Here is a 15388-nt window from a genome sequence, read left to right as displayed (position 1 = left end):
TTCGTCAGGGGTCGTCTTCCGGGTGGGGAGCGCGGTCACGCGAGCCTGCGTGGCGTGTACGCGAAGGCCGAGGCGGGGACCGGGACGCCGTAGGTGCGCAGTTGGTGCGCCCGGGTGAGAACGGCGGCGCCCTCGAGGAGGTTGAGCGCGATCTGTACCACGGTGCGGTTCTGCCGCTCGGCGAGGAAGCCTCCCGCGGTCCACCGGTTGAACGCTCCCATCGCCGGGCCGCACCAGATCTGGTAATCGGTACGCCGGCCGGTGTCCCCGTCGATGGCCCAGCGGCTGGAGTTGCCCAGGTACCAGCGGAAGACCAGTGCCATCCGGTGCTTGGGGTCGCTCTCCGCCCGAGTGATCTGCGCGGGATCGCGTGCCGCCCAGAACCGTTTGGTCCGTTCCCACACCTCGTCGACGGGCGCGCCCAGGACGTCCCGCTCCAGCTTCGCCCGCACGGGGGCGGGGATGTCCTCCAAGGACGGGTGCGCCCGGTAGGCGGCGTAGAGCTGGGAGGCCCTGGGGGCGAACATGGTGCCCCGGCGCAGCACCTGGAGCGTGACGCCCATCTCGAACATGTCCGCCGCCGGTGCCATGGCCACGTCGGCGACGTCCGCCTGGGCGAGCAACGCCTTGGCCTCGTCGGAGATGCCCGCCTCCGTGGCCGTCTGGTTCACCGACCCCGTCACCACGTAGGCCGCCCCGAGCGCGAACGCCGCCGCCACCGCGGCGGGCGTCCCGAGTCCTCCGCCGGCACCGACTCCGACCTGGCGCCGGTAACCGAAACGGCGGACGATGTCGTCGCGCAGCACCAGCACGCGGGGCAGCAGGGCGCCCAGTGGTCGGCCGTCGGTGTGACCACCGCTGTCGGCCTCCACCGTGATGTCCTCGGCCACCGGTACCTCACGGGCCAGTTCGGCCTCCTCGGCATTCAGCTCGCCCTGCTCCACGAGTCCGCGCAGGAGGTGGGGCGGTGCGGGTGAGAGGAACTTCTCGGCCACCTCGGGCCGGGACACTTTGGCGACGACCCGCGTGGGACGCACGATCCGTCCGTCACCGTCCCGGCGCAGCCCGCGGACCGCGCACAGCACCGCGGCCGGAGTGAGTTCCAGGTAGGCCGACAGCGACACACAAGGCACCCCGTGGCGGAGCAGCAGCTTCGCGGCCCGGTGTTCGAGTTCCGGTTCGACCGGCGAGTGGATGAGGTTGACGCCCCAGTTGGTCCTGCCCTGGAGCCGGTCGGCCAGTTCGCACACGGCCCGCTCGACCTCCGGCAGTCCGAGACCCGCCGCGCCGAAGAAGCCGAGCATGTCGGCCTGGGCCATGGCCGTGACCATGCGCGTCGTCGCGATGCCGTTCGCCATCTCTCCCGCCACGTAGGGGAAGCGGACGCCGTGGGCTTCGCAGAAGGTGCGTCCGCCGAGCCACTCCGGATACAGCGGCGGCAGCGTGCCGACGACGTCGTCGGCACGCCGCGGTCCGAAAGCCAGGCCGAGGTCCCGACGGGTGCTGTCGGTGACGATGTGCACGTGCTCCCGGATCCGCCGGGTAGCCGCGGTGATCGCTTCGGGTGAGAAGTCCGGCGGATGCGCGTCGGTGGTGCCGAGCCGGGCGGGAGCGGACAAGGGCGGGCTCCAATGGGAGGCGTGCTTACGGGGGGGGCGGTCGAGGGGAAGGTCGGGCTCGGCCTCAGTTCCGGGACTCTCCCGGCGCCACCTCTGGATGTGCCGGGGGCGTCGGGCGGAGACCGGACAAGAGGTAGTCGACGTCCACCCGGGTGACGGACCGGAGAGCCCCGAGCGCGGTGCGTACCCGGGTGTCGTCGTAGCGGCGGAGGTGGCTCAGGTAGGGCGTGATGCCCGGGTAGAAGTCCATGGAGGCTTCCAGGGCGGACACGTCGTCGGGTCGCTTCTCGACCAGCCGGGTCCGCAGCGGCGCGAGCCGCTCCATGAGTTCGGTGACCGCGGCCACCGGAACTTCGTGTTCGTGGACGACGTGGTAGGTGTCGACGCGACCGGACGGTTCCCGGTCCGCCAGGCGCACCATCGCCCTCGCAGCATCCTCGACGGGCATCATGTTGAGGTGGCCGTAGCGTCGGCCGACCAGTCGGACGACGGGCAGGTCGGACCGGGCGCGGCGGGCCTCGGCATGGCCGGTGGCGCGCAGCGCGTCCCACACCAACTGGTCCATGACCTGCAGCGGGTGCCGGGGCAGTTCGGGATGCGGTGGCACGTCCGTGACCAGGATGCTCGGCCGCAGCACGACGACGGGTCTGCGGTGTGTCCGCGACCATGCGTGCACCAAGGTCTCGGCCTCGTACTTGGACCGCTCGTAGGCGTTCTCGAAGCCGTGGGTGTCGTCGAGTTCGTCCTCGTAGACGACTCCCTCACGTCGCGCTCCGGCCACGAAGGCGGTGCTGACGTGGTAGACCACCGGTCGGCGGCTTCCGGCAGCGGCCAACTCCAATACGTTCCTGGTCCCTTCGACGTTCACGCGGCGCAGCGAGGCGAGGTCGCCCTCCAGGTTGATGGAGCCGGCACTGTGGAAGATCGCGTCGAGGGCGCCGGCCAGTTCCCCGTACCGCGCCGGGGGCAGTCCCATGCGCGGACGGCTCAGGTCGGTGGGTACCACTCGCAACCGCGTGGGCAGTTCCGCGGTCAGCCGTTCCGGCGCTCCGGTCACCTCGAAGAACCGCGTGATGCGGTCCAGGGCGTCTCCCGAAGCCCCATGGGTGAACAGGGTCAGCGACGCGTGCCGTTCCAGAAGGCACCGCAGCAGACGGAGGCCGAGGAAACCGGTGGCACCGGTGAGGGCGATGTTCACGACTGCGACTCCCCCGGGCCACCACGGCGCGGGAAGGCAGATGGAAGTGATCGCGTCCGCGCCACCGATTCGCCCACCCTCATCCCCGGCCTCCCCCTCGGACACTCCGACGCACTCCGACGCACTCCGACGCACTCCGACGCACTCCGAGGACATTGCCAGCCGACGGGTGCCTGGGGACACCTTTCCGCCCACGCTCATCCTCGAAGGCGTCGCACCGACACGAAGATTGACGAACAGGAGCGCGAAAGCCTAGTCCGCCCGCGTGAAGAGGCCGAGGACTCCGCGAACGCAAAGGGAGGGCCGTCTACCTTGTGCTTCCGACCCGGATGCCGGCCGTTCGAGCACCCCCCTCTCCGGCTCCGTTCCGGCCGACGGCCGGCCCTGTCCTCCTCGATACCGACCGCTTCGCGACTCCACCGGACCGCCCCGACCGGAAGATGGTGACCGTGTCCGCCGACGTGCGTACTCACCCGATCGACCGCGCGTACCTGAGACTGGCCAAGGCCCATCCCGGGGCCCGCTGGGACACCGGGGGCATCGCGTACCTCAGCGGCCGGCCACCGAGTTTGGAGGACTTCCGGGCCTACGTCGGAATGCACCTGCCGAAACTGCCCATGCTCACCCACCGGTTGGAACGAAACGCACGGCCTCCCGTGTGGCGCCCCGACGAGTCCTTCACTCTCGAACGCCATGTGCATGAAGTAGTGGCGGCCTGCCCTGACACACCGCAGTCCCCCCTGGAGACGGCCCTCAGCGCCCCACTGCCCCGCGACGCGCCCTGGGGCCTGTGGCTGGTGCACGGCCAGGCGCCCGACGAGTACGCCGTGTGTTACCGGTTCGAGCACGTCTGCCAGGACGGAATCGCCGCCGCCCTCGCCTTCCGTACCCTGCTCGGTACCGGTGAGTCCGCCCTCCGGCCGCTGCCGGGCCCGCGCGGCCACGGGGAGAACCTGCGCAGGACGGTCAGGGCGCTGGGCTGCGCGGCGAAGTACGCCTTCGACGTTCTTCCCCGTCCGGGCCGGCGGCCCTCGACGGCCTTCGTGCCCAGTGGACGGCGGAGACTGCTGCGGGCCCGGGTGCCCGTCGAGAGGCTGCGCCGGATCGGAACGGCACGTCGGGTGTCGGCGAACGACGTTCACCTCACGGCACTGGCGGGTGCCCTGGGCAGGTGGTCGGAAGAGGCCGGTGTCCCTCTGCGGCATGTGTCGGCGCTGCTGCCCGTGGACGCACGTCGGCACGACGAGGAGCAGACGTGGGGGAACCGCACCTTCGCCGTCCCGGTGCGGCTCCCCCTGGCCGAGACCTCGCCGTCACGACGGCTCGAACTCGTCGCGGCAGCCACCTCCGCGGTGAAGCGGAGGCCTCGACGGCAGGCCATCCACGACCTGGTCCGGTACATGCCCGCCCGGCCCACGGCCTGGTACATGCGCCAGATCACCTCACCGAATGTCACCGCGGTGATGACCACCTCCGTGCCGCTCGCTGATGGCGGGGCGCTGGGCACCACCAATGTCACGGGCGCCGCCCTGCTCCCGCTGCTCCTGCCGGGCCACATCTGTGGTGTGGGGCTTGCCTTCTTCGGCGACTGGGCTGAGGTTTCCTTCACGGTCGACGACGCGTTGCCTCACTGCGAGCGGTTGCCCGGCCTGTGGACGGACGCCGTGGAGGTGCTCGAGCAGGAACTCGGACCAGCGGCGTGATCGCGCGCTCCGGGGTGGGCCGGAGCACACGGTGCGGCGCCAACCGGGCGAGGAAGCCGGCCTCGACGTCACCGCTGTACGGTCCTGCTCGTCCTGGTCCTTTGGCGCGGCCGGCACAGCTCCCCGTAGATGTGGGCCTTGCCCATCTCCTCGGAAGCGGTGTCAGCCCCGACCGGAACGCCGTGCGGGCCCGGTCGTCACGGTGCGTTGACCGCCCGCAGGGACGACGCGCCGACCACGGCGTACCACCCCTTGTCGTCGGCAGCGAGCCATGTGACCGCCTCGTCCACCGGCCACTCCTTGAGCACTCTCCCCGTGCGCAGTCCCAGCGCCCGGCACACCTGCCCGGCCGTGACGTAGGCCATGTCGCCTCCGATGGCGGGCGGGCAGCGTGCGATGGCGTCGAACGACGTCCGCCACAGCTGCCGCCCGCCGTCCGCGAGGTCGAGTGCCTGCAAGGTCCTGGCGTCCAGCCAGTTCAGCAGTACCCCGTCCCGCGCGACGGGGCCTCGTCTGCCACCGCCCGGCAGCGAGGGCCAACTGGTGTCGAGCCCGGCGGTGGGGTGGCTCCACAGCCGCTTTCCGCTGTCGGGGCTGAAACCGATCAGGTCCTCCCCGGCGGCCAGCAACAGACCGGTGCCCGCGGCGTACCCGAGTGCCGTGGCACCGTTTCCGGCGGTGATGCTCAGCGGTTCATTGCGCAGGCGGTCGCCGGTGCGTGCGTCGATGAGGTGCAGTTCGTCGGCGTCGCTGAACAGGGCGAAGCGCTCGCCGCCGCGGCCGTCCGGCGCGGGCAGAGTGACCGGCGCGGTCTGGGGCTGCCCGGTCTTGCCGAGCCCGGTGTAGGACCACGGTTCCCGGCCTGTGGTCGCGTCGAGGCAGAAGATCCTGGGATCAAGCGCCCCGGTGTCCGGGACGAGGAGCAGCCTGTTGCCGCAGACCGCGGGCGCTCGCCAGTCACGCGTCTTCTCCCTCTCGTGGGTGCGGGGCCCTTCGGTGGCGCGCGAGCCGCCCGAGGGCAGAGCGAGCGAGCGCAGTACCCGGTCGTCCGTCGATCCGCCGTCGTCGCCCAGCGTGACGAGCCGTCCTTCCGCGACGGCGAACCACTTCACGGTCCCCCGCCAAGGCCGCTCCGGCAGCCGTGGGTCTCCTGTCCGTACTTCGTGAACTCTGTCCAGGAGCTCCGGGGCGATGAGCAGGCCGCTCGTGACGCCCCAGAGCGACTCGTGAGCGGCGCTCGCCGGCGCCTTGTCGTCCTGCCAGTGGCTCGCCCCGTCCTCGGCACCCACGGCGCGCACCAGTCCCTGTGTGGCGGCCAGGCCTGGTCTCGCCCCGTGCACCAGCACGGTGTCCCCGGCAAGCAGGGCGGACGTGACGTCGCCCGGTCTGTCGTCCTGGCTGGTCAGTCTCCAGCGTTCCCGGCCGGGGCGCTTGGACCCTGTCTCCAGTACGGGACCGTCCTGCTCGGCGCCTGTGCCTGGTGTTTTCGGGGCCCGGGCCACGGCCCAGACGGCCAGGCCCGTGAGCCCGGCTCCACCGGTGGTGAGGAAGGCGCGGCGTGTCAGGGTATGCAGGCGATCGGCGTGGTAGGATGGGGCGACGGCAGTCCGGGCCGGGGCAGGCTCGGGTGTCGGTTGCCGCTCCGTCCCGGCGGAGGATGACGGCTCCTCGGTGCCTGTCAGTCCTTCGCCCGCGATCAGTGACCGCAGTGGTTCCTCGCGCCACCACAGGGGCGCGTCCGGCGAGGCGGTCAGGGCCTGCACCCGTGCGAGGGAGGGCCGGTGCCACGGCTCCTTGCGCAGACAGCCGGAGACGAGTGCGCGCAGACCAGCCGTGTCCGGCACGCCGTCCAGGTGCGGCTCTTCGTGGGTGGCTCGGTAGAGCAGGACCGCCACGGGGCCCGAGCCGAAGGGCTGCTCGCCCGTCGCGGCGAAGGCGAGGACCGCACCCAACGCGAACACGTCGGCAGCGGGTCCGGCATCGTCGCCGGCGACTTGTTCGGGGGCCATGAAGCCGGGCGTGCCGATCATCGCTCCGGCCTCGGTGAGACCGAGGTCCCCGGCGGCCCGGGCGATGCCGAAGTCGATGACGCGCGGACCGTCGGCGGTCAGCAGCACGTTGGACGGCTTGAGGTCGCGGTGCACGATGCCCGCCGCGTGAATGCTCACCAGAGCCTCGGCGAGGCACGCCCCGAGCGACCGCACTGCCTGGGCGTTCAACGGCCCGCCTGCGACGACCGCGTGGCGCAGGGTGACTCCCGGCAGGAATGCCGTGGCCAGCCAGGGCACGCCGGAGTCAGGATCGGCGTCGAGCACCGGGGCAGTATGCGCGCCCGTGACGGCGCGCGCGGCGGTGGCCTCGCGCCGGAATCGCTCTCGGTAGCGCGGGTCCGTGGCCAGGTGTTCGTGGACGGTCTTGACGGCGACGAGCCGCCCGCCGGGGCTGCGTCCCAGATAGACCTGCCCCATGCCGCCCGACCCGAGTCGCCGCATGATGCGGTGACCGCCGAGGAGACGCGGGTCGTCAGGGAGCAGCGGCGAACCGGGGAGCAGGGAGGCTTCCGTCATGTGCACCCGCCCAGGGGCGGAGCGTCGCCCGTGGTTGCCCGAGGCGTGGGAGGGCGAGGAGTGTGCCGGGTCGAATGACGGGGGGCGTGGCCGGTGTTCATGTCCGCCTCTCCCCCGGGCCCCGGACCGTGTGCAGGGTGCGGCCCGCGCAGATGTGGACCAGACCGTCGTGCGCGGTCGCCAGGCTCATGTCGGACGCGGGCTCGATGGGTACCGCCCAGGCCGCATCCCCCGTTCGTACGTCCAGTGCGTACATGCCCCACGTCCCCTCGCCCGAACCGCCCGGCTCCGGGCCCGAGACCAGTGCCAGGCCGTCCGATGTCAGGGGCGCGCCGCTCCCGATCTCCCGGTAGCCGGGCCGCGACCATCGCTTCCTGCCCGTGCCGGCGTCCAGTGCCTCGATGCCCTCCGACGAGGAGGCGAGCACCAGGCCGCCGGTGGCCCGGGACGCGATGTCCGTGACCGTGTCGGCAGGACGAGACCACAGGATGCGCCGGGTCGCCAGGTCCATGGCCTCGATCCGCTCCTCCGACGCGAAATAGCCGACGCCCTCGGCTCCGGGGTGGGCCTGCGGGCGGCGGGCGCCGCGCGCGATCTGCCGCTCCACCGCTCCGTCGGACGCTTTCAGGACGACCAGTGGGTCGTCCTGCGCATACTGTTCCGTGCCGGGCACACCGGAGTCCCGGGACGAGGAGGCCACCGCTATGCGGCCCCCGGCCTCGTCCACGGCGGTCACTTCTGCCGTGCGCCCCTCGTGGAACCAGAGCTCTTCGCCCGTACGGGAGTCGAAGGCGTACGCGCGCCAAGGTGGGTCCGATGTGGTGCGTCGCTCCCATCCGGTGGTGTAGGGCGCGTAGGTGAACAGGCAGGTGACGTCGTCCGAGACGGTGAACATGCCCTGGCCACCCTCCAGTTCGGCCGGCAGGGCGTCGAAGGGACGGGGCGGCCGGTGCGGATTGCGCGAAAGGACACCCGAGGTCCACACTTCCCGGCCGCCCGCCACGCGCAGGGCGATCAGCTCGGGCTCGAGGAGGCTGTCCCGCAGGACGTAGACCAGGTCGCCGCGCGCCTGGATGCTCCGCAGGTCCTTCTCCGGGTAGGTCCAGCGGACGGTGTTGGTCTCCGCGTCCAGACGGACGACCCCCCTGTCGTCGAGGACGTAGAGGTCCTTTCCGCTGCGTAGGAGAGCGCCGCCGTACTCGACTTCGCCGATGTCACGGCTCCAAACGAGCGTGCCCATCGGCGGGCGGGGTTCCGGGCGGCTCCCGCCGCGGGCTGTGCCGCCGCCCTCGTCGCCGCTGAGGAGAATGGCCGTCGTCGTGGCACCCACGGCCGCCAGGGCCGCGCCGCCCCAGGCGAGGAGGCGGCGCCGAGAGGTACGGAGCGCGGGGGCGTCGCGGCGGGCGTCTGCGACGACGTCGCCAGCGGCGGGTGGTGACTGGTCGGCGGGGTGAGGGGGCGAGGACTTGTCTTCCGCGGCGAGGATGCGGGTACGCGGCTCGCTGTCGCCGTCGTGGGAGGGGGGATGTGACTCGTCGCCGGAGGCAGCCGGGACTCCGTCCTCGGGGCCCCGCCCAGCGGCCTCCACCGCCACTCTCCCCAACAGCTCCGTCACCTCGTCCTCCTGGCGACGGATCAACGCGGCGACCGGCTCCAGCTCCCACCATGGCTCGTCCGACGCGCGCTCGGCGCACCAGGCGAGGACCTGCGGGACCGTGGGCCGGTCTGCGGGGCACCTGGCCAGACACAGTCCGAGGAAATCCTCCCAGACGGTGCCCGGCACACCCACCAGATCGGGCTCCTCGTGCAGCGTGCGGTAGAGGACCTCAGGCACACTGCCGGAGCCGAAGGGGCCTCGCCCGGTCGCGGTCACCGCGAGGACCGCACCGAGCGCGAACACGTCCGCGGCGGGCCCCGGCCCGGCGGTGTCCCCCGCAAGCTGCTCGGGGGCGATGAAACCGGGCGAACCGATGGCCTCGCTGTCGGCGGTGAGGCTCTCGTCGGCCGCGCTCTTGGCGATGCCGAAGTCGATGACCTTGGGTCCATGGCGCGAGATGAGGACGTTGGACGGCTTCACATCGCGGTGCACGAGTCCCGCCGCGTGCACCGCCGCCAGCGCTTCGGCGAGCGCGGCTCCCAGTGCGGCGAGATCGCCGGAGCCGAGCGGTCCGTGCGCGGCCACCGCCTCCGGCAGGCCTGGTCCCGCGCAGAACTCCACTGCCATCCACGGCGGTTCGTCATCCGGACCGGTGTCAAGCACAGCAGCGGTGTACACGCCGGTCACCGCCCGCGCGGCAGCCGTTTCACGACGAAACCGCTCCCGGAACTCCGGGACGGCGGCGAGGTGTCGGTGGACGGTCTTGACGGCAACCGGCCGTCCAGACGCGGACCGCGCCAGATGAACACGGCCCATGCCGCCCTCACCGAGCGGCGCGATGATCCGGTAACCGCCGACCTCCACGCACGTTCCTTCCTTCCAGCCGCCCGCCGAGAGGGCCTTGGGACGACATGACGACCCGCCGCCCTGTGCGACGCCTGTCAGGCATCGTACGGTTGCGCCCTCCGGGGCATCACCACGCGAACAGATGCCGAAAGGAAGGCCCGCCCACCACTCCTCTCCCGAGGCTGTACGCCACGATGGTGATCCGTGGAACGGCGGGTCACGTCGTGGATGACGTGCAACGCGTCGATTCGGTGAGCAGGATCAGAACCTCGAAAGGGGCCCGATGACATTCATCAGGCGCTTCGACCACGTCGGCATCACCGTCGCCGACCTCGACGCCGCGACGGCGTTCTTCGTCAGCCTCGGCCTGGAGGCCGATCGGAAGATGGCCGTCGAAGGCGCATTCCTGGACACGGTGATCGGCATGACCGACGCCCGCACCGAGATCGTCATGCTGCGACCGCCCGGCGGAGGGACGACGCTGGAGCTCTCGAGCTTCACGCGACCGGACCATCTTCCGGGTTCGCCTGCGGCGCCCGCCAACGAACTGGGCATCCGCAACGTCGCCTTCGAGGTGCACGACCTCCACGCCACGGTCGACCATGCCGCAGTCAACGGCTACGGCCTGGTCGGAGGCATCGGCGAATACGAGGGCGTATGGCGGATGGCCTACGTTCGCGGCCCCGAAGGCATCACCGTCTCGTTGGCCGAGCGCATCGAGAAGTAGGGAGACACCATGAGCACCACCGTGACTGACGAACAGATCCGGGCTCTGGCCGCGACCGCGAAGCCCTACAGCCTGGCGCTCCTTCAGTGGGGGCCGGAGCGGACCATGGACGGCGCAGACGCTGTCGAACTCGAACATCAGCGACGCATGGTGTCGCTGCGCGCAGACGGGGTGATCGCGATCTTGTGCCCGGTCGTCTCCGACGCCGTGGCCGGCGTCGCGATCATGACCGTGCCGGCCGAGGAAGCCGCGGAGATCATGGCCCAGGACCCCTGCGTGCGAGCCGGGATGATGCGCTGCGAGGTTCACCCGTGCCACGGCTTTCCCGGAGACACTCTCCCCGTATGAACGATCCCGGTTAGAGCAACCAGCACCACCGCCGGTCTCACGTCTGACGGGACAGTCCTGACGATCCCGCACGTGACCACGGTTGGGGGCCAGCCACGAAGGCGGGGCCCCCAACCGTCGTCCACCGGACAGAGATCAACCGCTGACCGTGATGTTCGAGCTTCCACTGCTCTGATAGCCCTCGGTGGCCATGATCATGTAGTACTTGAACTGGCCCATGTTCATGCCCGCGCGCGCCCAGGCGTCGAAGTGGTTGCCGGTGGTGATGGTGCCGGAGCCGCTGGTCACCTTCGACTGCCGGACACTCCAGTACTGCTGGAAGGTCTTGGTGCCTTCCACGGAGGGGGCGTTGTACCGGGTCGTCTGGTAGATGTCATAGGTGCCGCCGTCGCTGGAGACGGTGCCCTTGTACGTACCGGTGGGCCGGTAGCTGCCCCAGTTGTCGACGATGTAGTACTCCACCAGCGGGTTCGAGGTCCAGCCGTAGAGGCAGCCGTAGCCGTTGCCCGACGGGTTGAAGTAGCCGTTGTAGCGGACCGTCCTGCGTCCGCCGGTGCTCCAGCCCTTGCCGGCCACGAAGTTGCCGCAGTTGGTCCACTGGGTGCTGTAGCTGCCGCCACCGTTGAGCGTCATGGAGACGGAGCCGCCGCCGTCGGTCCAGAACGAGTAGTACATGCCGTCGGTGCCGGTCTGGTTGGTGGTGATGGTGGTGGCGGCGTGGGCGGTGCCGGGCAGCAGCCCGGACGCGGTAGCGAGCGCGAGGGTCCCGGCGCCGCCGAGGAAGCCTCGTCGGCTCACTCCGTCGAGGGGGGCGGGGTTCTGCTTGATCCGGTCCTGCTGTGTTCCGTCCTGCTGCATGCGTTCTCCCGATGAAGGCTGGTGGGGGGCGGGCAGCTTCTGCCGCCCGCTGCCTTGCCCGAACCACGACGGGGGGCCGCCCGGTCGTCACGCCGTGACAACCGACCGCCGTACCCGGCCCCATGACGCGAGCGGACCGACGGCCTGGCCTCCCTGTCGTTCAGTGGCCCCAGTTTTCGTAGGACGCCATGAGCCTGTCAACAGTTTCGACAACCTTTCGGAAACCTCTCTGTCACAGGTTGAGGCTTTGGGCAACACAATTCTGCAGGTCAGAGCACCTCTTGCCGGAACTGTCGCGAGAGATGAGATAAGAAGAGAGAGAGCAAGCACGCAATCGCGTGCACATCATCCGAAACTTTCGATGATCTCAAGAGGTCAAGCCCGCAGAGCGGGACACCTCACCCCAGGTCGCGCCGGTCATAGTCGCGAGCGCATACCTGCCGGGTCCGACCGGACACGGCGCACGGCCGCTACTGGGTCATCAGCCGAGGCGTACTCCCCCCTCGCCCCGCCGATCACGCCAGGTACGTTCCGAAGAACTCGGTGAGCTTGGTGACGGCAGGCGTGACGTGTTCGTCCCTGTCGTACAGGTCGATGTGAGTGGCGCCGTTGATGACGAACAGTTCCTTGGGCCCGGCCGCCTGCTCGATCGCTTCCCGGCTGAAATAGGCGGTCTCCGCCTCCGAACCCACGATCATCAGCAGCGGGCGGGGCGCTACGAGCCGGATCATCGCGTACGAGTCGTACTGGGCGAGCTGGTCGACGCTGCGCAGGACCCAACCCTGGACTGCGCGCGGGTGGTACCCACGCGGGGTGCAGTAGAACTCGTACGTCTCCCGGAACTGCCGGGTGGCCGTCTCCAGCAGGTCCTGGGCGTTGCCGGGGATCCACGCCACCATCTCCGGAGCGGCGCCGCGTGCCTCGGCGGTACGCGCTGCCGCGGCCCGGTCGAGCAGGGCCGTGAGGACCGACGGGTCCTGGGTACGGCCCAGCCCCTCACGGATCACTGAGCCCATGTCCCCGGCACTGACCGTGGCGACGGCCTTGATGCGGTGGTCGGTCTGCGCGGCGTAGGGGACGTACCCACCGGACGCACAGATGCCCAGGGCGCCGATCCGGTCCGGGTCGATGAAGTCGCAGGTCGTCAGGTGGGTCACGGCGGATTTGATGTCCTCGGCCCGCTGGAAAGGGTTCTCCAGCCCACGCGGCTCACCCTCGCTCTCGCCCTGGTAGGCGGCGTCGAAGACGAGCGCGGCGAACCCCGCCCGGGCAAGACGCTCGGCGTAGACACTCGGGCTCTGCTCCTTCACGCCCCCTCCGGGATGGGAGATGACAACGGCGGGCTGCCGGGCGTCGGTGTGGTCGTCGGGGATGAAGAGAACTCCGGCGAGGGCAAGACCATTGCTGGGGAAGGTGACGCTGGTCTTCACGGTCTGTTTCTCCTGGTACAGGTGGGAATGGGATGTGACCGCGGACGGCACGATTTCCTCCAGGCCGTCCTCGTCGTCACCGACGCTCGCACCCGGCACAGGAGGGGGTAAGGGGCTTCTTCCGTCCCCGGACAGAGCTGTCCTGGGACACAGCAGGCCCACTGTCGCGGGAGCGGCGGGCTGTCACACTTGCACCTATGAGCAGCAGTAACGGCCACGTCGGCGAACTGGGCGCTTTCCTCAAGGCGCGGCGCACGGAGCTGAGCCCGGCCGAAGTGGGACTGCCTGACGCGAGCGGGAGGCGTAGGGTCAAGGGTCTGCGCCGCGAGGAGGTGGCGTCGCTGGCGTCGATCAGCCCCGACTATTACACGCGCCTGGAGCAGGGCCGCCGCCAGGCCTCCGAACCGGTACTGGACACCCTCGCGCGGGTCCTGCGGCTCGACGACGGTGAGCGTGCCTACCTGTTCGAGTTGTCGGGCCGCGACGCCGCCCGCCCGCGTCGGCGCACCTCGCAGAAGGTCCAACCGCAACTGCGGCGCGCCTACTGGACGACCTCTTCACCACGCCGGCCGTCGTCCTGGGCCGGCGCACGGACATCCTCGCCTGGAACGCCATGGCGGCCGCCCTGTTCACCGACTTCGCGCAGATTCCGGAGAAGAACCGCAACTTCGTACGGCTGGTCTTCCGTGAACCGGCCGTCAAAGCCCTGTACGCGGACTGGGAGTGGGCGGCACGGACGACCCTGGCGCAGCTGCGCATGGAGGCCGTCCGCGATCCCAGGGATCCACGACTCACCGAGCTTGTGGCCGAATTGTCGTTGCAGGACCCCGACTTCCGGCGCTGGTGGGGCACTCACCGGGTCGCCGCCCAGAGATCGGGCACGAAGGTTCTGAACCATCCGGTTGTCGGCCCGCTCACCCTCGACTGGTCCTTCCTCACCTCCACGGACGATCCCGATCAGCAGCTCATCACGCTGACCGCCGAGCCCGGAACAACCAGCCACGACCGCCGGCGTGTCCTCGCCTCACGGGCAGCGGCAACCGCCGACCGCCCGGCAGGAGACCGGTAGCCGCTGCGGCCGGGCGCCCGGCCCGCCTGGGCGGGCGCACTACATCCGGAATCCGGCGGGACCGCGCACCGCGGCAGCAGCAAGGTCCCTTATCCGGGCGGCGGGTGCGGGGACACCGACGGCCTTCGTGACCGTTGCCGAGGAATTGCACTTTGGGCGGGCGGCACAACGGCTGAACATCGTGCAGTCGGCGGTGAGCCAGCAGATCAGCCGACTCGAACGCGAACTCGGAGTGCAGCTGCTGCAGCGCACATCACGGCGGGTGCGTCTCACCCAGGCCGGTGACCGGGTGCTCGGCGCGGCCCGTGAGACTCTTGCCGCGGCGGCGCGGGTCCGGGTGGTCGCCGGGGAACCGGCCGCTGCCCTGCGGATCGGGACAGCGTCGTGTGCCATGTGGCGGCTTGACCGAGCGCTGGAGCGCCTGCGCGTGAGTGAACGCCCTGCCGAACTGGAGCTGGTCGATCTCCCGGTGGCCGCACGACTGGCCGCGGTCCGCGACGGTGAGCTGGATGTGGCGCTGGTACGAGGAGCGATCGCCTCGTCGTCGGTGACGGTGGCGCGCGCGTGGTCCGAGCCGGTGCACGCGGTGCTCGCGCGCGACCACGCAGCTGCCGGTATGCCGGCGGTCGGCCTGCATCACCTTGATCCACGGGGGCTGCGGCTTCCCGCCCGTGAGAGCGACCCGCCACTGCACGACGCGCTCCTCGCGGCCGTGCCCGTGACCCCGCTCCGCCGGCCCGCCGGAGACCTGTCCAACGTGCTCTTGGAGGTCGGCCGTGATCCCGAGGCCTGGACCCCGATGCCCGCCGAACAGCTCGCCGGGTTCCGCTCCGAGCGGTTGCTCCATGTACCGTTCGATCCGCCTGCGACCGTCGACAGCCACGTCGTCACCTCGCTGGCCACACCGGATGCGTGCGTGGCGTCGTATGTGGCCGCGTTCGCGGACTGATCTGCCGACACCGGCGAACCGGCCCCGTTCCCGTCCTCCCCGGCGGCTCCTGAGCCGGCGGCATCCCCGCCGGGTCAGAGGCAGCGGACCCCCGTCAGCTCCTCGGCTGCGGACCACAGCTGCTTGCCGACGGCGGGGTCGGCCGCCTCCCGGCTGAGCCGTACCTCGGTGACCCGCCCTCGCCTCTCGAAGAATCCGGCAGGACCGAAGAACTGACCGCCGCTCAATCCACGTCCGGTCGCGGCCCGCAGCCGACGCTCCGGTTCGGCTCCGATCACACGGGGTTCCGCAGCCTTGGCCAGGGTGTCGAGCAGTAGTCCCGTGAGCGCGAAGTGGCCCAGCATGGCGGTGCCGAACTGCAGCTCGAAGCCGTCGGCCGAGACGCGGCGCGGGCCGAGCAGAACCACCCCGGCGGTACGGCGGCACAGTTGGGGCATGACCCACCCGTACGCTCCGACTACTGCCAGCGGACGGAGC

General features: G+C 70.7%; 11 protein-coding genes and 1 pseudogene. 5 read left to right on the top strand and 7 right to left on the bottom strand.

The features are described 5' to 3' along the window. Positions 1-35 precede the first annotated feature (35 nt). Entirely contained in the window at positions 36-1619 is a 1584-nt protein-coding gene (locus ACZ56V_RS11800) for a PfaD family polyunsaturated fatty acid/polyketide biosynthesis protein (protein WP_468941385.1), read from the bottom strand. Between the two features lie 64 nt (positions 1620-1683). Beyond that, entirely contained in the window at positions 1684-2817 is a 1134-nt protein-coding gene (locus tag ACZ56V_RS11795) for an SDR family oxidoreductase (RefSeq protein ID WP_468941382.1), read from the bottom strand. A 440-nt stretch (positions 2818-3257) separates the two neighbouring features. On the opposite strand from ACZ56V_RS11795, the gene ACZ56V_RS11790 reads away from it, so the two are divergent. After that, entirely contained in the window at positions 3258-4520 is a 1263-nt protein-coding gene (locus ACZ56V_RS11790) for a wax ester/triacylglycerol synthase domain-containing protein (RefSeq protein ID WP_468941379.1), read from the top strand. Between the two features lie 197 nt (positions 4521-4717). Here the strand turns inward: ACZ56V_RS11790 and ACZ56V_RS11785 are convergent, their stop codons facing one another. Both ACZ56V_RS11785 and ACZ56V_RS11780 read right to left on the bottom strand, forming a co-directional pair. Next, positions 4718-7087: a protein kinase domain-containing protein gene (locus ACZ56V_RS11785; protein WP_468941376.1), complete on the bottom strand. Its 2370-nt coding sequence runs from the start codon at positions 7085-7087 to the stop codon at positions 4718-4720. 97 nt (positions 7088-7184) lie between these two features. Beyond that, on the bottom strand, positions 7185-9548 hold the full coding sequence (locus tag ACZ56V_RS11780) for a protein kinase domain-containing protein (protein ID WP_468941374.1): 2364 nt from the start codon (positions 9546-9548) through the stop codon (positions 7185-7187). A 265-nt stretch (positions 9549-9813) separates the two neighbouring features. On the opposite strand from ACZ56V_RS11780, the gene ACZ56V_RS11775 reads away from it, so the two are divergent. Next, entirely contained in the window at positions 9814-10257 is a 444-nt protein-coding gene (locus tag ACZ56V_RS11775) for a VOC family protein (protein WP_398915358.1), read from the top strand. A gap of 9 nt (positions 10258-10266) precedes the next feature. After that, positions 10267-10605 carry a YciI family protein gene (locus tag ACZ56V_RS11770; RefSeq protein WP_468941372.1) on the top strand — a complete coding sequence of 113 codons (339 nt, stop codon included), beginning with the start codon at positions 10267-10269 and terminating at the stop codon, positions 10603-10605. 135 nt (positions 10606-10740) lie between these two features. Here ACZ56V_RS11770 and ACZ56V_RS11765 read toward each other — a convergent pair whose 3' ends face one another. Beyond that, positions 10741-11463, bottom strand: coding sequence for a glycoside hydrolase family 11 protein (locus ACZ56V_RS11765; protein ID WP_468941369.1), 723 nt, complete (start codon positions 11461-11463; stop codon positions 10741-10743). Positions 11464-11978: 515 nt separating this feature from the next. Continuing rightward, positions 11979-12893 (bottom strand): alpha/beta hydrolase, encoded by a 915-nt coding sequence (locus tag ACZ56V_RS11760; protein ID WP_468941367.1) that lies wholly within the window; start codon positions 12891-12893, stop codon positions 11979-11981. 197 nt (positions 12894-13090) lie between these two features. Here ACZ56V_RS11760 and ACZ56V_RS11755 point away from each other — a divergent pair. Next, positions 13091-13962 (top strand): annotated as a pseudogene (locus ACZ56V_RS11755) (helix-turn-helix domain-containing protein). Between the two features lie 127 nt (positions 13963-14089). Beyond that, the gene (locus tag ACZ56V_RS11750) at positions 14090-14911 is read left to right on the top strand and encodes a LysR family transcriptional regulator (RefSeq protein ID WP_468941364.1); all 822 of its coding nucleotides are present in this window, start codon (positions 14090-14092) and stop codon (positions 14909-14911) included. Positions 14912-14985: 74 nt separating this feature from the next. On the opposite strand, the gene ACZ56V_RS11745 is transcribed toward ACZ56V_RS11750, so the two are convergent. Then, positions 14986-15348 carry an SDR family NAD(P)-dependent oxidoreductase gene (locus ACZ56V_RS11745; RefSeq protein ID WP_468941361.1) on the bottom strand — a complete coding sequence of 121 codons (363 nt, stop codon included), beginning with the start codon at positions 15346-15348 and terminating at the stop codon, positions 14986-14988. Positions 15349-15388 lie beyond the last annotated feature (40 nt).

The organism is Streptomyces sp. NPDC034099 (assembly GCF_055575415.1).
The sequence above is the reverse complement of the archived record's forward strand: the minus strand, read 5'-3'. Positions and strand labels throughout refer to the sequence as shown.